This window comes from Cycloclasticus sp., from assembly GCF_019090545.1.
GTDB classification, from domain to species: domain Bacteria; phylum Pseudomonadota; class Gammaproteobacteria; order Methylococcales; family Cycloclasticaceae; genus Cycloclasticus; species Cycloclasticus pugetii.
In genome coordinates this window covers 102,131-120,911 of sequence record NZ_JAHRVT010000002.1, presented here as the reverse complement: position 1 = coordinate 120,911, position 18,781 = coordinate 102,131, and the positions used below count along the sequence as shown (strand labels likewise).

Sequence of the window (18,781 nt, the reverse complement as noted above, 5' to 3'; positions counted from 1 at the left end):
TCTCTTATTCTTTCACTCTAAATCCGCCAAGTATAAACCCTACTTGACCCACAACCAGCCCTACCATTGTATAAACAGGACTCATTTCAAACCACATAAGCCCCGCACCAAAAAGCGCGATGGCAATCAATAATCGCTCTATCACGCCTAAATAAACATAAAATCCGCCGCGCTTACTGCCTTTTTGCGCACTTTTTACTGCTTGACTTAACCTAACCGCCATCACTATAGATGCCGTTACCGATATAAATCCACCGTACAACACTGCTTTTAAATCAAACTGTTCTGAATACAAGGCATACCCTGTAATTGCAACCACGAAAATCAAAGCTAACTGGTAAACAACAATTTTAGACTGAGCTTTCATTTTATAATGCCCGTCGCATTCAGCCGCCCATTATAATTTTTGCTGCACCTCACAGTCAAGTTTATTTAAAATGACCTAACACACCCTCTAATTCATCCAATGATGAAAATTGAATTATTATCTTCCCATCCCCTTTACTAGAGTGGCTAATCTTCACCTTAGCGCCTAGTTTTTCTGATATATCTTGCTCCAGCCTTTCAACGTCAGGGTCTTTCACTAGAGCATTTTTCTTTTCTTCGCCGCTTTTTAGCGCTCGCTTTACCATTGCTTCTGTTGCGCGCACCGACAAGCCACCAACCACTACTTTATTAACCATGGTTGATTGTTGCGATTCATTTAATGCTAATAACGCTCTTCCGTGCCCCATTTCGATTTTTCCAGCTCGAAGGCTTTCTTTTGCCTCCTGGCCTAATTCTAATAAACGCAATAAATTACTGACCGCTGCCCTTGATCTTCCTACTGCATCCGCTGCCTGCTGATGCGTCATCTCAAACTCATTGATTAGTCGCTGCAAAGCCTCTGACTCATCCAGAATATTTAAATTTTCTCGTTGAATATTTTCAATCAATGAAATGGCTATTGCAGCACGATCATCTACATCATTAATAACTACCTCAACATCTTGCAGACCGGCTAATTGCGCAGCACGCCAGCGTCGTTCGCCGGCCAAAATTTCATAATTATTACCACTAATAGGCCGCACAACAATTGGCTGAATAATGCCTTGCGCACTGATTGAATCGGCTAACTCTTGCAGTTGAACCGGATCAAACTCTGTTCTTGGTTGGTATTTACCACGCTGTAATAAATCTATTGGAAGTTTTTTAGTTTCCTTTGCATGACCACCTACCTTTGGATGACTCAACAATGCATCTAACCCGCGGCCCAACCCTCTTTTCTTTGTAGACATTCTTAAATCCTAGTAGTGTTTTTCGTCTAGTTCACGCGCCAGATCCATATAAGCCTGCGCCCCGCGGGAACTTTTATCGTAAAGAATAGCGGGCAAGCCAAAACTTGGCGCTTCGGCAAGTCGTACATTTCTTGGCACAATCGTTTCAAATAACCTATCTGAAAAGTGCGCTGTTAGCTGCTCACTGACTTCACGAGTCAGGCGGCTACGCCCATCAAACATCGTCCTTAAAAGCCCTTCTAGACTTAAATTTTTGTTAACGGTTTCCTGCACCTGTTTTAATGTATCCATTAAAGATGACAAGCCTTCTAGTGCAAAATACTCACACTGCATAGGCACCAATACGCTATCAGCCGCAACCAACGCATTAATAGTCAGCATGTTCATCGAGGGAGGACAGTCAATAAAAATATAATCGTAGTTATCGGCTAATATACCAATGGCTTTTTTTAAACGGCGATCACGGTCAACCGCCTCTAATAAATGAACTTCGGCGCCTGCAAGGTCCATATTGCTCGGTAGCACCTGATGTTTAATTGTTTGCGAACTGACTACTGCTTGGAATGGATCGCAATCCTCCAATAGCACATCATAACAAGACAGCTCGATATCTTGCTTATCAACACCACTGCCCATAGTCGCATTACCTTGCGGATCCATATCAACTAATAAAACACGCCGACCAAGTTCTGCCATAGATGCAGCCAAGTTAATGCTTGTCGTTGTTTTGCCCACACCACCTTTTTGATTAGCAACCGCTATTATTCTTGCCACTAATAGACACCTTTCTTTATCATATTGATACCACTATACAGCTGTATAAATAACAAGATTTCGCGTCACTTCGAGTTCAGGTATTACTAGAGATTCTACACAACTGAACTGAAACCCTTTACTATCTACCGCCTTCGTTTCTTTTGATTTCATCGCTAGCAATCTACCCCCTAGCGCTAATAGATGACGTGTCTTTACTAATAAATTTGGCATTGAGGTAAATGCCCGTGCGGTTACCGTATCAAATTTTTGTTCTGGCTGATACTCTTCAATACGCTCGTTTAGAACCGACACATGATCCAACCCTAACTCAATACATGCTTGCTGAATAAAACGCGTTTTCTTTGAGTTGCTATCAAGTAGTGCAAACTGCATATCTGGCCTTGCAATCGCTAGCGGGATACCAGGTAATCCAGCCCCAGTGCCTACATCAATACAACGTTTTCCGTGTAAGAAAGGTAACACTGCTAAACTATCCAATAAATGCATATTCACCATTTGCTCGGGCTCTCTAATTGCAGATAGGTTATATACCTTATTCCACTTCACCATCATACGGAGAAAATCAATCATTTTAGCAATGCTTTGCGAAGGTAACTCTATCTTCATTTCTGCAAGCCCTTTTTCTAATTGGAGCCTATGCGCTTCATTAAACATCTACGTTACCCACTTTTCTTCTTCAAGTGCACCAACAACAACGAAATAGCTGCCGGCGTTACCCCTTGTATTCGACTCGCTTGACCCAATGTCTCTGGCCTGTGCCGATCGAGCTTTTCAACGACCTCAGACGATAACCCGGGAACCTGTCGATAGTCAGCCTCCGCTGATAAAATAAGCTCCTCATAACGTAACGTCCGCGCAATTTCTGTTTGCTGACGGTCTATATAACCTGCGTACTTGGCTTGTATTTCTACTTGGTTGCGAACTGAGTCATCAGCCACAGTGCTCTCGATATCCGGCAGATTAGCGATATTCTCATACTTTACCTCTGGTCTACGAAGCAAATCCAATAAGTTAGCCTCGCGTTGCAATGGCGTTTTCAAGAATTCGTTTGCATCTTTAGATGCCGCAGTGTTCGGCTGAACCCAAGTCGCCTTTAAACGCGCCTGCTCCAACTCAATTGCCTCTCTTTTAACATTAAATTTCTGCCACTGCGCCTCACTAACCAAGCCCATCTGATAACCTAATTCGGTTAGCCTTAAATCGGCATTATCCTCACGTAGCAACAGCCTGTATTCTGCTCGGCTAGTAAACATACGATAAGGCTCAAGCGTGCCATTGGTGACCAAATCATCAATCATCACGCCGATATAAGCCTCATCTCGACGAGGACACCAAGGTGCCAACCCTCTTGCTTGGCGCGCTGCGTTTAAACCAGCAATCAACCCTTGAGCTGCCGCTTCTTCATAACCCGTTGTACCATTAATTTGTCCCGCAAAAAACAAGCCTGGCATATGCTTTGTTTCAAGCGATGATTTAAGATCCCTTGGGTCAAAAAAATCATATTCAATCGCATACCCGGGGCGCACAATATGCGCATTCTCAAACCCTGCAATCGTTTTAATAAATGCCTCTTGAATATCAAATGGCAAACTAGTTGAAATACCATTAGGGTACACTTCTGTTGTAGTTAAACCTTCCGGCTCAACAAATATCTGGTGTGAATCTTTATCTGCAAAACGCATCACCTTATCTTCGATTGAAGGGCAATACCTTGGCCCAACACCCTCAATTACCCCTGTGTACATCGGTGACCGGTCCAGTCCTGAACGGATAATATCGTGACCTTTCTCATTCGTCCTGGTGATATAACAAGATATTTGTTTCGGGTGATCTTTTACCGACCCCATAAATGAAAAGACTGGCAATGGTGTATCACCCGGCTGCTCCTGCATAACACTAAAATCAATACTTCGGCCATCTATCCTTGGTGGCGTACCTGTTTTTAATCGATCAACATTAAAGGGCAAGGCGCGTAATCGTTTGGACAACGCATTTGATGGCGCATCACCAGCACGACCACCTTCATAATTCTCTAAACCAATATGAATTCTACCGCCCAAAAATGTACCCGCCGTTAACACCACGGTTGCCGCTTTAAATTTTAGCCCCATTTGCGTTACAACGCCTTGCACACGGTCATTCTCAACAATAAGGTCCGACACCGTTTGCTGAAACAAGCTCAAGTTTTCTTGATTTTCTAGGGTCTCTCTAACGGCATTTTTATATAACAAACGGTCTGCTTGTGCTCGTGTTGCGCGTACCGCAGGGCCTTTACTTGAATTCAATGTGCGAAACTGAATCCCTGCTTTATCCGTTGCTTTTGCCATCACACCGCCAAGCGCATCCACTTCTTTAACCAAGTGCCCCTTACCGATGCCACCAATCGCTGGGTTACAACTCATCTGCCCCAGAGTCTCGATATTCTGTGTTAGCAACAATGTTTTTGCACCTGTACGTGCGGCTGCCAATACTGCTTCTGTGCCGGCGTGACCACCGCCAATAACGATAACGTCAAATCTATTTGGATGTAACATAACTCTAACTATATGGGTATAAGCTGTTGATTTTAACATCATTCAACTCATTTAGTGGTCTCGTTAAAAACACATATAGATTCTATTTGCTAGAATAAACCTATACAACGTTAACCAGCACCCTTGCCAACGCCTTATGAACCAACTTATTCAAGCTTTTTTAGAGCAAACAAACTCAATCATTTTAGGTAAAGATAAAACAATTAAATTAGCGTTAGCCTGTATTTTGGCAAAAGGGCATCTGTTGATAGAAGATATTCCCGGCGTTGGCAAAACCACCCTGGCTCATAGCTTTGCCATCTTACTTGGATTAAATTTTCAACGTATTCAATTTACCAGCGATTTATTACCTGCCGATATTATTGGCTCAAGTATTTTTGACCGTGACAATAGTAATTTTGAATTTCACCCTGGGCCTATTTTTTCCAACTTTATTTTGGCCGATGAAATTAACCGTGCTACCCCAAAAACACAAAGCGCTCTGCTTGAGGCCATGGAAGAACGCCAGATCACTATTGAAAAAAAGACTTACCCAATGAGCAACCCTTTTATTGTAGTTGCCACTCAGAACCCTGGACATCAAATTGGCACCTTTGCTTTACCTGAGTCTCAGCTAGACCGGTTCTTAATGCGACTATCTATTGGATACCCGGACTCAGCATCCGAAAAACAGCTGCTCACTGGCACCAGCACTCGTTTAAAACTCGAGTCGTGTCAGCCTATTATTAGCGCTGACCAGCTGATTGCGCTTCAACAACAGGTCCAAACCGTCCATGTTGCCGAACCGTTGATCGCTTACGTTCAAGCCTTATTGGCCTTTTCTCGAACCTCTCCTTTGTTTAGCCAAGGCCTATCCCCAAGGGCCGGCATCGCGTTAATTCAAGCAGCAAAATCATGGGCGCTGATTGATAATCGCGATAACGTATACCCCGAAGATATTCAAGCCATTACACCATCAATCATCGAGCATCGGCTAGCACTTCAAGATAACAGCACCTCAAGCAAGGCCGCCTCTACAGCACTGCTCACAGAAGTAGCTATACCTTAATATTGAGCATGCTTATTAGAACAGGCTCTTGGTCTGATTTAGAACCCTATTGTCGGACTGTTCGGTTATCTGTATTTGTTGAAGAACAAGGGATTCCCCAGCAACTAGAACTAGATAAACAAGATAATCACTTTTTACATGTTGTTATTTTTAATGGCGACAATACACCTATCGCCACAGCTCGACTTGCTGATAATGGTCAGTTTGGAAGAATGGCCGTTCTAAAGAGTTACCGCACACAAGGACTGGGCAATCAATTACTAAAGCAGATCACTAAGCAAGCAAGACTTCAAGGACTCCAACAATTAACTTGCCACGCACAACAAAGCGCTGTTGGTTTTTATAAAAAAAATGGCTTCCATATTACAGGGAAGCCATTTCAAGAAGCTAGGTTCACACATATTAAAATGCTGAAGAGCTTAACTTAATTTTTCCGATCTTTAAGATACTCTTCCATAAACATGAAGCGATCATTACCCCACCAGGCTTGGTCATCTAACATCATAATAGGGGCACCAAAGACACCCTCTTTATGTGCCTCTACACAAGCTTTACGAAAACGAGTCTGCCCTTCATTTGACTGCACATAGGCAATAAACTCATCCGCATTCCAACCCAGTTGATCTGCTACTTGCGATAGCTCGGCCATGTCTGTTGGGTCACAACCATCTGCCCAGATCTTTGCATAAGCTGCATTGACATAGGCTTCTGCTTGATCTTTATCATTGGCATATAAAACACCAATATTCCAAGGCTCTATTTCAAGGTTTTTAGGAAACGTAAACGGCACATCATAATGTGCTGCCCAGCGTTTAATGTCTTGCAACATCACTTTAATTTTGGCAGGCACCTCTCTATTTGAAGGCCCGTAATTACCCGCAGCAATTTTTGCTACTGGGATACTCATCGGCAAATACTTAACGGTTAAACCATACTTTCTCGCCAAATCGGGTAACTGAGTATGAGCCAAATAACTAAATGGGCTCATCATGTCAAAATAAAAGTCTATTGATTCTTGCATAATCTTAGCTAACCTTATTCAGCGGCTGGAATACAAATATTGCCATCTTCAACTGTAACAGGGTACGTTTTAATCGGTATCTGGCAAGGGAATGAAGTTGGATCACCTGTCTTAATGGAGAACGCGCCGCCATGGAATGGGCATTCAACTTCATCACCGTCTTGATAACCATCTGTCAGCATCGCCATTCCATGCGTACACAAATTGTCCGTAACATAGTATTCACCTTCAAATACATAGACTGCTAATGCTGGAAAACCTTCAGGCGTTACAGCAACAGGCGCTTCGTCTTTAACCTCATCTGTTTTACATAATACTATATTGCTCATAATTTTAGCTCTTTGTTAGTGTTATTAGTTTTTCTTACAATTTCTGGCTATCATACCGAATACCAGTAGAAATTCGCAGACCCTTTAATATTATTTTAATAAAAACGATCGTAATGAATTTGATCAAATGGCACTTTGTATTCAGTCATCAGCATACGTGTTAAAGCATCTGTCATAGGAGGAGGGCCACAGAAATAAAATTCGTGCTCTGGAAGTTTTTCTCCCAATGTTTTTCCTAACAACTCATGGATAAACCCAACATCACCATTCCATCCTGCTGCTTCGGCTGCTTCAACGTCTGATACGGCATTGAAATTCTTCACTCGGCCACGTAAATCATCATCTGCTTCAATAAGCTTAGGCGGACAAATATCACTTGGTGTACGACCTCCGTAGAACAAATAAATATTTCTATCACTTAGCTGAGGATCTCTGGCAGCTGCCTTAATGATCGACATCTCGGGTGACAAGCCTGAACCACCACCCACACAAACGATATCTCTTGGAATTTCTGGTTTCAAATATGCCAAACCATAAGGCCCGTCGATTACAATCTCCGCACCCACTTCATAATCTTCAAATAAAGTTGTGGTGGCACTACCGTCTGGCATTTTCTTAATAATAAAACGCCACTCACCTTCCTCATTTGGCAGGTTACACATTGAATAACCACGTGAGCCTGTAATGCCCGGGAAATCTAATAAGGCAAATTGCCCTGCTTTAAAATGAGCAGGATGCTCCGTTTTAAAGCAAAACTCTGCCATATCTTCTGTTAGTTTATTTATTTCAAATAAAACGGCCTTACCCTTAATTGGCTTATGTAACGGCATCGCTTCGGGGTTTAAGCGAACCTTAATCTCAAGGTCTTCAGTTGGAATACATTGACAGCTCAATTTGCGACCTTTTTTAATATCACGAGGTGACAGGCCCGGCGCATCTTCCCAAATATTCTCCACTTCACCGTTTAACACTTCAACTTTACAGGCACCACAACCACCTGAATTACATTCGTAAGGCATGCCTACACCTGCGCGTAGTGCTGCACGCAAAATAGTATCTCCTTCCTCACAAGCAAACTCCAGTTCCTGTCCGCTGATTTTTACGTTATAACTTGTCATGCCTCTCCTCTTAATTCAAACATTGTTAACCTATAAAGAATATTATATTCACACTAAACAAACAAGCCGTGTTTTAAATCAACTTTAGATCGACTAATCCAATGAATACTTCCTTTTTCAACCATCAAACACTTTCTTTCCTTCAACAATTATCAAATAACAATAATCGCCCTTGGTTTAATGAAAGAAAATCGCTTTATGAACAAAGTGTCCGTGAACCGTCTTTAGCTTTTATTGAGGCCATGGAGCCTAGTATAAAATCACTCTCTCCTAATTTTACTGCAGTGGCCAAAAAAACAGGTGGCTCATTAATGCGCATTTATCGAGATGCGCGTTTCAGTAACGATAAAACACCGTATAAAACAAATATAGGCATCCAGTTTAGACATACTGCTGGCAAGGATGTCCACGCCCCTGGGTTCTATCTACATATCTCACCTGACACTTGCTTTGTTGGTGCCGGTATTTGGCGGCCCAACAGTAAAGCGTTAAGCAATATTAGAGAGATGATTAGTGACAGCCCTAATGCTTGGAAAAACATTACACGCCACAATACTTTCAAACGATATTATACATTGTCAGGTGACTCATTAAAAACCTACCCGCGAGGTTACGCAAAAGATCACCCTATGATTAATGATTTAAAACGTAAGGACTTTATTGCTATCCACCCTTTAACTCATGAAGAAATTTTAAGCCCTAATGTAACTAAAACAATCCATCACCGCTTTAAAGTCGCCAGCGATTTGATGGACTACCTGTGCAATGCGCTGGAACTGCCCTACTAAATTTAACCTGCCCAGTCTTTTTTGTTGCTAAGGTCGTGCCAATTATCTTCTTTTCAATAACCCATCAAAGACTCTAAGTTGATTAACTAGTTTAAGCTCGTCGAGGCCTTAACAATTGCGCTGCTTTTCTCCAGACAACGGGCCGCCTACAACCCTAACTTATCTGCTATAAAGTAAGCATCCTTATCACCACGACCAGATAGATTGACTAAAATCGTCTCATTTGAGCTCATTTTTTTTGCTATTTTCATCGCGTACGCCACAGCATGTGCGCTTTCTAGTGCTGGGATAATGCCCTCTACCCTTGATAAGGTCATAAAGGCATCAATACACTCTTCATCATCTATAGCAACATATTTCGCTCGACCCAAATCTTTTAACAAACAGTGCTGAGGTCCAACCCCTGGATAATCCAACCCTGATGCAATCGAATAGACAGGTAGCGGCTCACCTGATTGATCTTGTAAGTTGTAGCACTCAAATCCATGCAAAGCTCCTTTAACCCCTTTACTCATGGTTGCCGCATGCTCACCTGTTTCTAAGCCTCTCCCTGCTGGCTCCACCCCAACAATATCAACCAATTCGTCGTCCAAAAAAGCTGTAAATAGTCCTATTGCATTTGAACCACCACCAACACATGCAGTAATAACATCAGGCAAACGCCCCTGCTCCTCAAGAAACTGCGCGCGCGCTTCTTTACCTATAATGCTTTGGAAGTCTCTTACCATCATGGGGAAAGGGTGCGGCCCAACAACCGAGCCAATCGCATAAATAAAATTAACTGGGTCTTTTAAGTATTCTTCAAACGCACTATCTACAGCGTCCTTCAATGTTCTCGTCCCACGACTGACCGGTACTAAAGTACAACCCAATATTTTCATCTTCGTCACATTAGGGCGTTCTTTTTCAATATCCACCTCACCCATGTGAATTTCGCAATCGATACCCACTAAGGCACAAGCCGTTGCTAACGCCACCCCATGCTGACCCGCTCCTGTTTCAGCGATCACCTTAGTTTTACCCATGTGTCGTGCTAATAATGCCTCGCCAAGGCAATGATTTATCTTATGCGCACCCGTATGGTTTAGATCCTCTCTTTTTAGAAAAATTTTAGCACCACCTAACTTTTCCGTTAATCGTTTCGCATAAAAAATAGGACTTGGACGTCCCACATAATGGGTGTACAAATCATTTAACTCATCTTTAAAAGACGGTGTCTTTGAAATTTCTTGGTAAGCTCTGTTAATGTCATTCATGATGGCAACAAGATCAGGCGGTATAACCTGTCCACCGTACTCACCAAAGTAACCCTTCTCGTCCGGCATGGGAATTGTATTATGCTTCAAGCGCTGTTCCTTTTATTAAGGTTGATATCTAAGCTACTTTAGTATTAATCACCTTACTTGACAATACGCTCAGCGGACTTGAAAAATTACTGTAATTTGATTTGGATCATGGTTGATATTTCTGCATCATGCGACAGTAAACATTTACGCTAAAATTAATGCAGGATAGACCATGAGCGAAGCAAACCAAACAAGCGAACAACAAACAACAATGTATGACTGGATTGGCGGCGAAGAAGGCGTCCGTAAGCTAGTTAATCGGTTTTACGACATTATGGACTCGGACGAAGAGGCAAAAACTATTCGAGCCATGCATAAAGATGACTTAACCAATATTCGAGATGGTCTATTTGAGTACCTTTCTGGTTGGTTAGGTGGCCCACCGCTATATGTTGCGAAACATGGCAGCCCCTGCATTACTAAACAACATAAGCCCTTTAAGATTGATCAGCAAGCATCCAATGCTTGGATGCACTGCATGCAACAAGCCATGAAAGATGTTGATATTGATAAAAAATATCGTGACATGTTAACACCTGCTTTTCAGCGCATCTGCGATACCCTAATGAATCATCATTAACACTCAATCATCTTGCTCTAGCTAATCATGTCATTGATTGCTATCTGCACAATAAAAAGGGCGCCAAAGGCGCCCTTTTTTTGATACTAAATATTACTTAAATATCAACATTCATTCCATAACCGGTAGCTTCTGGCTTGTGACCAAAAATATCACCAGTGTAATGCTCTTGCTCTCTCACTGCTTCACGTGCGCCATGGCCTAATTCTAACAACCATCCAGATGGTGTAGCAAAGTAGAACGTATAGGCTTGGTCATTCGAATGCTTTCCAAGCTGCATCGCCACATCAATACCTTCTCTACGCGCTGTATCGTGGGCTATGCCCAAATCATCCAGCTCTGTGTACTCTAACATTAAATGATTGATTCTTTTTTCCATCGGGCCAAGTCCAAATGCCAATGAGTGCTGACGATCGTTACAGTGCATAAAAACAGGTTTTGCAATCATGCCATTAGGCAACTTAATTTTATATTCAACAGATCCTTCAAGGCCTAACATTGAATAAAACGCATATGTGGCATCATCATCTAGTGAACGAATAATGAAATGCCCAATACCTTGGTTACCAGTTAGAAACTTGCCATACATTGGTCGACCCGGGTGAAAAGGCTTCATTACATCCATTTGAGGGCTGTAAAAAATTTCTGTCGGGTTGCCTGATGGGTCCTCTAATTTAAGCAGGCCTAAAACGAAACGCTCTTCACATTCTTCTTCAGACGCTACACGAAAATCAACGCCATTAGCTGTTAAGTGTTGCTGCATCGCTTTGAATTCTTCAAAGCCTTTTACTCTCCAACCTGCATATGCCAAATCGTCTTCATCTGATTGATGAACTGTAAAGCGGTGATGCTGACCATCCATTCTTAGGTAAAAGCGATCATCGCGATCACCTTCTTCAATTTCCAAACCAACACATTTCGTTGCGTACTCACGCCATGCGTCCATATCTGTGACGTTAAACCCCATATAGCCTAACTCTATTACTTTTACCATTTGTTAAATCCTCTTATTTTAGTTTTAAAACTTACCGCTTATCGATCAGAAGAATATATATAAATTTTTATCTTCCGTTACTCTAGCATCTAGAGACACCTTACGCCGTGCTAACTGAAAGCCATTACCCACTTTTCGTATTAAATCTTGACGGCAGCCTACATGCTCGGAGTGTTCTAACTGTCCTCTATGACGATACACGACAAAATTACTGCGCACAACAAACTCATCGTCTTTATCAGTATGAAACGCCTCAATATTGGTAATAAGATAACGAACCGTTGAGCGTGGATCTTCCATCCACACCGCCCCTGTCAGCAACCGCGCCACTCGATCCTTTACTTCATCATAATCGTCATTATATATTGCCATGTCATATGGCGTAGGTTCAGGGCGCTTATCTTTAGAGTAACGGCGCTCTGTCACTGGCATCCAGTAATGCAAATCTTTGGCAACAAAGGTCTCAATCCATGTATTAAACTCTCCATTTTGAAGCAACGTCGCTTCTTGATAATAATGTTGAGATAACTCGTAATGTAGCTCTGAAGATACACGTTCTTTCGCTTCAGTATTATGCATCTTATTCGCCCTCTGCCTCTGCCGCCTTAGCCGCTATTCGGTCTTTCCAATAATTTTTATTTGGGAAACAATCAGCCCAATGCTCATCGTTTGCACGTATATCATCCCAGCTATCAGCCGACATCATTTCTTGATAAAAGCGATAAAACCCTCGATACGATGTTTCTCCAATAAAACTTGAACCCACAATACCCGGGTAATCTGGGTGCTCACCTTCATACCCTTGCCCCATCGTTGAGTTCATCGTACCCTCACGCGTATAATTGCCTCTATTAACGTGCGTTGATTGCACCATATTATCACCGTCATCACTTTCCAATGTACCCGCCGTACCGAAACTTCTAACTGCTTGTTTAACAACTTCTCTTTTGCCTTCGTCACTCATATCTTTGTGCACAATGACCCAAGACCATACTTCAATTTCATGTGGCCCACGTGGGTGCCATACCTTAAAGATATTGGTTCCATATAAAAAAGAACAATTTGGGAAGGTTGAGCAGTTCCAATGGCCATTAAATAACTTTGCTCTTGGCTCTCCAAGGTTCTCTGCCACCTTGGGTATGGTCTCTTCCATATATTTAGCATACTCATCTCTTTTCGCATGAATAGCGATGGCTGCATTATCAATAACACCAAAACCATGCCCATGGCGCGTTGTGACTTGAATCCCTAACTCATCAAATGGCATCTCAGCTTGGTTTCCAGCTAGTCCACCCAACTCTCCACCCAATACATGTAGAGCAGATGCATGTGTCCACCCAACATGGTAGCCATCACCCACAAAGTTTTCAGTTGGTACTTTCCAGTTACATTTGAGAATAGATTTCATCGGCGGACCAACCAATTCAGCCCCTTCGCCAGCACCTACCATCCATGTATCTAAGTACCAACCCCAGTCGCCTAAAAAGTCTTCTAAGCTAGGTGCTGTTTCATCAAAACAGCCAAAAACAAAACCTCGATAGCTCTCAACTCTGATGGTTTTTAAGCTTAACGAATCTCTATCCAACTCATCGTGGTAGCATTTTTCTCTTAATGGCACATCCACCAACTTTCCATCGGTCGAAAACACCCAGCCATGATAGTTACATACAAATGACTTGGTATTACCACTGTCTGCCGAACAAATGCTATTACCTCTATGCGTACATGAGTTAACAAATGCCTTTAATGAACCATCAGTATGGCGAGTAACGATCACTGAATCTTCAGCCATTTTGGTGGTAATAAAGTCACCCTTCTTTTCCAGCATACATTCATGCGTTAGGAACAACCAACTCCGCCCAAAAATATTTTTTATTTCCCGATCATAAACCTCTTGATCCCAAAAAACTTCTTTTGACTGTGTCGATGCCTTCGTATCAACCAGTTTATTAATATCTACCATTTCATACCCCCTTACTTAAATTTAGTCTCTAGCCATTACTGCTCGATAACCTTTCCAAAACCCTCGCACAGCATTTTCATCCATGCCCATTGGGCTGGTGTAATCTTCAACATCATTACCACCCATTTCAATAAATGAACGCAATTCTCCATCACGGTGGACGCCGTTTTGAACCAATTCGACAGCCTCGCCATCTTCCATTGATATTAAACCAGCAGGCCCAACTAGATTGATATTACGCAACCGATGCTCATCCATAGCCGCATCATCATCCTCATAACCAAAAAATGTCCAAACTAGTTCTGTTTCATTTGTACTTTTAGGCAGCACTTGACGAGCTGCTAATGTATTTTGAATTTGCTGCAGGACGACACTTGGAAAAAGCGACTGAATACTTAAGGCAACATTATCATCCCGCTCAGGAATAAAGTTTAAAACCCGTGTGTCCTGTAACTGATGTGGGCCTTGCATTTCTCTATTCGCCTCGTCCGCATAATCTTTATAATCAAGATCCTCTTTAGGCGGCGCTGAAACATTAAAATAGTTATGACAACCCACTTTATCGGTTATCCCTTCACTAATTTGCCCCTGACGATAAATACCAAATGTTGGGTAAAATAAATGCAATAAGGCACCATGGTAGCTGTCTCGACTGTTTTCAGCATAGGCCTTCCAATTGCCTTTCATAAACTGGCGAGTATGCCCAATTAACTTAAGCGGCTTATGCATAATACGCCTAATGTTTTCACACATTTTTTCGCCAAGAAACTCTTCTAAATCAGGTGTTTCTGGGTCAAAGGTTGCAAAAATCATTTGTGCTACCGTCTGAACACGTAATGTTTCTAGACCATGATTTTTCATATCAAAGTCTTTTGCATAACCGCCTTGCCCTTTCATACCCCGCCTAAAAGGTACTCCTTTTAAATCACCTTTGGCATCATATGCCCACTGATGATAAACACAGGTAAAAGCACCATCATCAGAATGCCCATGGCGTTCACGACAAATAACCGCACCTTTATGCGCACAACGATTAACCCACGCATTAAGACTACCGTCTTCGCCTCTCGTCAACACGATGGGTGTATCGCCCACAAAAGTTGTTTTGTAATCGCCTGGTTGAGGCACCTCAACATCTAGACCTATATATGACCAAACCTTTCCACGGTATAAATTTTCTTGTTCCAACTTAAAGACATCTTCATCTAAATAAGTTGCGAAAGGGGAATGATTACCATTAACATCGATTTTATTGATTATTTCTTGCGCATTCATATAACTGTTCTCCTATTATTAATTCAAGAAGCCCTCCCATTGAATATACCCTTCAATTTAGGAGTAGCCTTAAGATTAGTTGCTTTAAAATACCTATCTATCGAGCATGTCTACATAAGACAATAGACAGAGCATACTGTTCCAGCAACCCTACAACTTTATTCGCTAAAAAAGCCGTTACCTGCAGCTAAATTACCCGTCAACTTAATCGCTTCTAGCATCATTGTATGGTCTGCCTTACCTGTTCCAACGAGGTCATAAGCCGTACCATGTGCCACAGACATATGAAGGTATGGAGGCCCCATGATCAAGGCGCAATTACCTGAAAACCCCCATGTTTTAATTGCAATGTGCCCTTGGTCATGAAACATTGCCAACACAACATCATATTTATCTTCTATACATTGTCTGAAAACGGAGTCTGGTGGCATCGGCCCTTCGACGTTGATACCCAATGCTTTTGCTTGCTCAACACCTGGTCTAATTTCATTGTCTTCTTCTGCACCACTCGCATGCGGATTAAGTCCTGCCACAACTATTCGCGGATCACTAATACCCCACTCTATTAGCGAGTCATTGAGTTTTTCAATAGCACCCGCCACAAGGTCTTTACTAATCAGTTCACATACATCACGCAAAGGAATATGGTCCGTTAAATGCATCACTCTTAAGGGGCCGCTAATTAGAAATAAATAACTATGTCCTGGCTCAATTTCAATAATCTTATCAAGCACATTGGCCATTTTCATTGATACTGAGCTAATTGGCGCCATAACCGTTGCATCTACTGCTCCAGACAACGCTAGCTGATCCATTTCTTCAAGCCAATCAGCGCTAATTTGACCACAAGACACGTTATCTTGCCCCTTGGTGTAACTTCCCATGTCAAATTTCCCTGAATCCAAAATATCTATAACAGCAGGATCATTTGTCTTCTCATCAACCGATTGAATCATATTAATCGTTAATGACAATTGATTCTCATCAACAACATCTTGCATCACGCCTGCACTACCCACTAAAACAGGTTCACAGTATTGATGAATTTCACCGCTGGCCCATGCCTTAGCAACGACCTCTGGTCCTATACCCGCTGGATCGCCTATCATTGTTGCTACAATTGGCTTTTTGTTCATTATTTAGGCTCTCCTAGTTAAAACATTAACGCTAATAATTATTTTTATAAAAAATTTAGTAAATATTAGCATAACATTATTTTTTAAAAAACATATGTTGTGATTGATCTACATCAATTCCATTTCAACCCCATTATAAATTATGTAATAAAAACAGAATAATAAGTTGCCATTCTCCTAACTCCTGCGCTAACCTCTATAGCAACATTACTATAAAAAACAGATAATCAATATAGAAAAACCTTAGGAGAATTTTATGTCTACACCCGTTCCTTTTGAGTCCCTATTAGATATTGAAGGCATTGTTGGCGCTGTGCGCTGGCGTGAAACTGTTGCAGGGAAAGGCGCCATCACTCCTCCTTTTTTAACAGAGTATATCGGCAACATTACCGAAGATCGCGCTGAACGACTTATGGCTCACGCTGAAGCAGCTGGCCTTGCTATTATGGGCATCAGCCAACTTAGTCACCTACGCGCATCACACGACCCTTCCGTTGTTTACCCATTAGATTCTTATTATGTACATAGCATGCGAGGGTCAGTTGTCTGTACCATTAATCGCGTGGCTGCGTTAATTGATAATGATGTTAACGTCGATATCCAAAAACTTATTGCTAAAATGAATTTAATAGATAACTCTTAAAAACTCATTAACTATTATCATGCCAAAAAGCCTCTTTAGCTGATAAAGAGGCTTTTTTTGATCATAGTCATTTTCTTATAAAAAGACCCCCGTATACTCAACGGTTAAATTTATCCAAAAAAAAACAAAAAGAGGAGGCCATATGCCAAACAATGCTATAACCCTTGAACTAAAAAGCGAAATAGAAGACCTACTTAACAGCTATGTTCAATGCATCGATGATGATGATTTAGAAAACTGGCCAAATTTTTTTACTGACCAGTGCTTATATCAAATCATTCCAAGAGAAAACCATGAAATAGGCTTACCAACTGCTGTGATGTGGTGTGATAGCCGCGGCATGCTAGAGGACCGCATTACCGCGTTACGTCATGCTAATGTCTACCAAGTTCAATGGTATCGTCATATTATTAGCAACCCTGTTATTACAACTGATGACGGTGAAACATTTCACGTACAATCAAATTATGCTGTATTTAAAACCTGTAATGACGGAGAAAGTACAGTTTATAACGTGGGTCGTTATGTTGATGAGATTGTCCGCGATAAAGGCGTTCTTAAATTTAAAAAACGAAGCGCTATTTACGACACTCATCGAATCACTACCCTATTGGTGATCCCTGTTTAAGGAGAAAAAAAATGAATGCAATAACACCTCCACATTTAAAATGGTCTGCTGACGAAAGCCACACTTCAGTACCGTATTCCGTTTTTAATGATCAGGAAGTCTACGATCTGGAGCAAGCCAGAATCTACAATGGCCCAACGTGGAATTTTTTAGCCGCTGATGCAGAACTGCCAGAAAAAGGTAGCTTCAAATCAACCTATATTGGTGATACCCCTGTTGTCGTTACCCGTGGTCAAGATGATGAAATCTATGCTTGGGTTAACCGTTGTGCTCACCGTGGCGCTGAGATTTGTCGAGAGCGTCACGGTAAGTCTGAAGATGGTGCTTACACATGTGTATATCACCAATGGGCTTATGATGCGAAGGGTGACCTTCATGGGGTCCCCTTCCAGCGTGGACTCGCTGGCAAAGGTGGCATGCCAAAAGACTTTGATAAGAAAAAGCACGGTCTACGTAAGGTCCGTGTGGTTAATTACCATGGTGCGATTTTTGGTACCTTTAGTGATGATACGCCGGATATTGAAGAATATATGGGCGATGATGTTAGCTACCATATGCGTCGACTTTTAAATAAGCCGATAGAAATACTAGGCACAACTAGACAGTATATTAAAGGGAACTGGAAGTTCTACTCAGAAAACACCAAAGACCCTTACCATGCAAGCTTGTTACATCTCTTCCATGCAACCTTTGGGCTATATAGATCTTCACAAAAAGGTGAGTCCATCGCCAACAACGACTATCACTCGGTCCTATGGGCAAGTGGTGGCACTGAAGATGAGACCGCTCTTGATGACATGAAGAAAGATAAGCTTAGAACGCTTCAAACTGGCGAATACGAACTTAAAGATGCCTCTATATTAGCTGGCAAACAAGAATTCGAAGATGGCGTGACGTTAGTTATCTTGTCACTTTTTCCTTCATTAGTTGTACAGCAAATTCAAAATACCCTCGCTTTTCGGCAGATCTTACCGAAAGGTAAGGATGAATTTGAGTTAGTTTGGACTTACTTTGGTTATAAAGACGACACCGAAGAACTTAGAAATATTCGTTTAAAGCAATTTAACCTTATTGGACCTGCTGGACTTATCTCAATGGAAGATGGCGAGTCAACAGAATTGTGCCAAAATGCCATTATCAGGGATGGTGAGTTTACAAACGTTATCCGTATGGCTGGTGATGAAGCGAAGGGAGACGACCACCTTGTTACTGAAGGTTTGATCCGGGGCTTATGGAAAGGTTACCGAGAAATAATGGACTTCTAAACCCTACTCTCGCAGTAAAACAAAAGCCTCTAGTGCCTTGCATTAGGGGCTTTTTTTCA

The 18,781-nt window shown here is 41.9% G+C and carries 21 protein-coding genes; 7 read left to right on the top strand and 14 right to left on the bottom strand.

Going from position 1 to position 18,781, the window contains the following annotated elements:
• Nucleotides 1–4: 4 nt before the first annotated feature.
• From KUG63_RS00925 to mnmG, 5 genes are all read right to left on the bottom strand, one after another.
• The gene (locus KUG63_RS00925; protein ID WP_015007013.1) at nt 5–367 is read right to left on the bottom strand and encodes an ATP synthase subunit I; all 363 of its coding nucleotides are present in this window, start codon (nt 365–367) and stop codon (nt 5–7) included.
• A 61-nt stretch (nt 368–428) separates the two neighbouring features.
• Complete coding sequence (locus tag KUG63_RS00920) at nt 429–1,277, bottom strand: ParB/RepB/Spo0J family partition protein (RefSeq protein ID WP_016391034.1); 849 nt, start codon at nt 1,275–1,277, stop codon at nt 429–431.
• A 9-nt stretch (nt 1,278–1,286) separates the two neighbouring features.
• Nucleotides 1,287–2,051 carry a ParA family protein gene (locus tag KUG63_RS00915; protein WP_015007015.1) on the bottom strand — a complete coding sequence of 255 codons (765 nt, stop codon included), beginning with the start codon at nt 2,049–2,051 and terminating at the stop codon, nt 1,287–1,289.
• A gap of 33 nt (nt 2,052–2,084) precedes the next feature.
• Nucleotides 2,085–2,708: a 16S rRNA (guanine(527)-N(7))-methyltransferase RsmG gene (rsmG, locus tag KUG63_RS00910; protein ID WP_015007016.1), complete on the bottom strand. Its 624-nt coding sequence runs from the start codon at nt 2,706–2,708 to the stop codon at nt 2,085–2,087.
• A gap of 5 nt (nt 2,709–2,713) precedes the next feature.
• Nucleotides 2,714–4,588, bottom strand: a complete 1,875-nt coding sequence (gene mnmG, locus KUG63_RS00905) for a tRNA uridine-5-carboxymethylaminomethyl(34) synthesis enzyme MnmG (protein WP_287553664.1) — start codon at nt 4,586–4,588, stop codon at nt 2,714–2,716.
• A gap of 136 nt (nt 4,589–4,724) precedes the next feature.
• Between mnmG and KUG63_RS00900 the strand changes: the two genes are divergently transcribed.
• Together KUG63_RS00900 and KUG63_RS00895 are read left to right on the top strand one after the other, a co-directional pair.
• Complete coding sequence (locus tag KUG63_RS00900) at nt 4,725–5,636, top strand: AAA family ATPase (protein WP_015007018.1); 912 nt, start codon at nt 4,725–4,727, stop codon at nt 5,634–5,636.
• A gap of 8 nt (nt 5,637–5,644) precedes the next feature.
• Complete coding sequence (locus tag KUG63_RS00895) at nt 5,645–6,064, top strand: GNAT family N-acetyltransferase (protein ID WP_015007019.1); 420 nt, start codon at nt 5,645–5,647, stop codon at nt 6,062–6,064.
• Here KUG63_RS00895 and KUG63_RS00890 read toward each other — a convergent pair.
• From KUG63_RS00890 to KUG63_RS00880, 3 genes are all read right to left on the bottom strand, one after another.
• A complete protein-coding gene (locus KUG63_RS00890; protein WP_015007020.1) occupies nt 6,061–6,657 on the bottom strand; it encodes a 2-hydroxychromene-2-carboxylate isomerase in 597 nt (198 codons plus the stop codon). The two genes, KUG63_RS00895 and KUG63_RS00890, sit on opposite strands and share 4 nt — an antisense overlap.
• Before the next feature lie 14 nt (nt 6,658–6,671).
• Nucleotides 6,672–6,986, bottom strand: a complete 315-nt coding sequence (locus KUG63_RS00885) for a non-heme iron oxygenase ferredoxin subunit (protein WP_015007021.1) — start codon at nt 6,984–6,986, stop codon at nt 6,672–6,674.
• A 95-nt stretch (nt 6,987–7,081) separates the two neighbouring features.
• The gene (locus tag KUG63_RS00880; protein WP_015007022.1) at nt 7,082–8,104 is read right to left on the bottom strand and encodes a 2Fe-2S iron-sulfur cluster-binding protein; all 1,023 of its coding nucleotides are present in this window, start codon (nt 8,102–8,104) and stop codon (nt 7,082–7,084) included.
• Nucleotides 8,105–8,205: 101 nt separating this feature from the next.
• Between KUG63_RS00880 and KUG63_RS00875 the strand changes: the two genes are divergently transcribed.
• Complete coding sequence (locus KUG63_RS00875; protein WP_015007023.1) at nt 8,206–8,892, top strand: DUF2461 domain-containing protein; 687 nt, start codon at nt 8,206–8,208, stop codon at nt 8,890–8,892.
• Between the two features lie 146 nt (nt 8,893–9,038).
• On the opposite strand, the gene trpB is transcribed toward KUG63_RS00875, so the two are convergent.
• Nucleotides 9,039–10,217, bottom strand: a complete 1,179-nt coding sequence (gene trpB, locus KUG63_RS00870; protein WP_020933211.1) for a tryptophan synthase subunit beta — start codon at nt 10,215–10,217, stop codon at nt 9,039–9,041.
• 193 nt (nt 10,218–10,410) lie between these two features.
• On the opposite strand from trpB, the gene KUG63_RS00865 reads away from it, so the two are divergent.
• Nucleotides 10,411–10,818 (top strand): group II truncated hemoglobin, encoded by a 408-nt coding sequence (locus tag KUG63_RS00865; RefSeq protein ID WP_015007025.1) that lies wholly within the window; start codon nt 10,411–10,413, stop codon nt 10,816–10,818.
• Nucleotides 10,819–10,915: 97 nt separating this feature from the next.
• Here KUG63_RS00865 and bphC read toward each other — a convergent pair whose 3' ends face one another.
• The 5 genes from bphC to KUG63_RS00840 form a co-directional block, all read right to left on the bottom strand.
• The gene (gene bphC / locus KUG63_RS00860; RefSeq protein WP_015007026.1) at nt 10,916–11,812 is read right to left on the bottom strand and encodes a biphenyl-2,3-diol 1,2-dioxygenase; all 897 of its coding nucleotides are present in this window, start codon (nt 11,810–11,812) and stop codon (nt 10,916–10,918) included.
• A 45-nt stretch (nt 11,813–11,857) separates the two neighbouring features.
• The gene (locus KUG63_RS00855; protein ID WP_020933213.1) at nt 11,858–12,391 is read right to left on the bottom strand and encodes a 3-phenylpropionate/cinnamic acid dioxygenase subunit beta; all 534 of its coding nucleotides are present in this window, start codon (nt 12,389–12,391) and stop codon (nt 11,858–11,860) included.
• Nucleotide 12,392: 1 nt separating this feature from the next.
• Nucleotides 12,393–13,775, bottom strand: a complete 1,383-nt coding sequence (locus tag KUG63_RS00850; protein ID WP_016391028.1) for an SRPBCC family protein — start codon at nt 13,773–13,775, stop codon at nt 12,393–12,395.
• Nucleotides 13,776–13,796: 21 nt separating this feature from the next.
• Complete coding sequence (locus KUG63_RS00845; RefSeq protein WP_016391027.1) at nt 13,797–15,050, bottom strand: aromatic ring-hydroxylating dioxygenase subunit alpha; 1,254 nt, start codon at nt 15,048–15,050, stop codon at nt 13,797–13,799.
• A gap of 158 nt (nt 15,051–15,208) precedes the next feature.
• Nucleotides 15,209–16,186, bottom strand: a complete 978-nt coding sequence (locus KUG63_RS00840) for a PdxA family protein (protein WP_020933214.1) — start codon at nt 16,184–16,186, stop codon at nt 15,209–15,211.
• Between the two features lie 256 nt (nt 16,187–16,442).
• On the opposite strand from KUG63_RS00840, the gene KUG63_RS00835 reads away from it, so the two are divergent.
• From KUG63_RS00835 to KUG63_RS00825, 3 genes are all read left to right on the top strand, one after another.
• Nucleotides 16,443–16,829 carry a hypothetical protein gene (locus tag KUG63_RS00835; RefSeq protein WP_015007031.1) on the top strand — a complete coding sequence of 129 codons (387 nt, stop codon included), beginning with the start codon at nt 16,443–16,445 and terminating at the stop codon, nt 16,827–16,829.
• A gap of 142 nt (nt 16,830–16,971) precedes the next feature.
• Nucleotides 16,972–17,457 (top strand): aromatic-ring-hydroxylating dioxygenase subunit beta, encoded by a 486-nt coding sequence (locus KUG63_RS00830; protein ID WP_015007032.1) that lies wholly within the window; start codon nt 16,972–16,974, stop codon nt 17,455–17,457.
• Between the two features lie 11 nt (nt 17,458–17,468).
• Nucleotides 17,469–18,722 carry an aromatic ring-hydroxylating dioxygenase subunit alpha gene (locus tag KUG63_RS00825; RefSeq protein WP_020933215.1) on the top strand — a complete coding sequence of 418 codons (1,254 nt, stop codon included), beginning with the start codon at nt 17,469–17,471 and terminating at the stop codon, nt 18,720–18,722.
• Nucleotides 18,723–18,781: the final 59 nt, after the last annotated feature.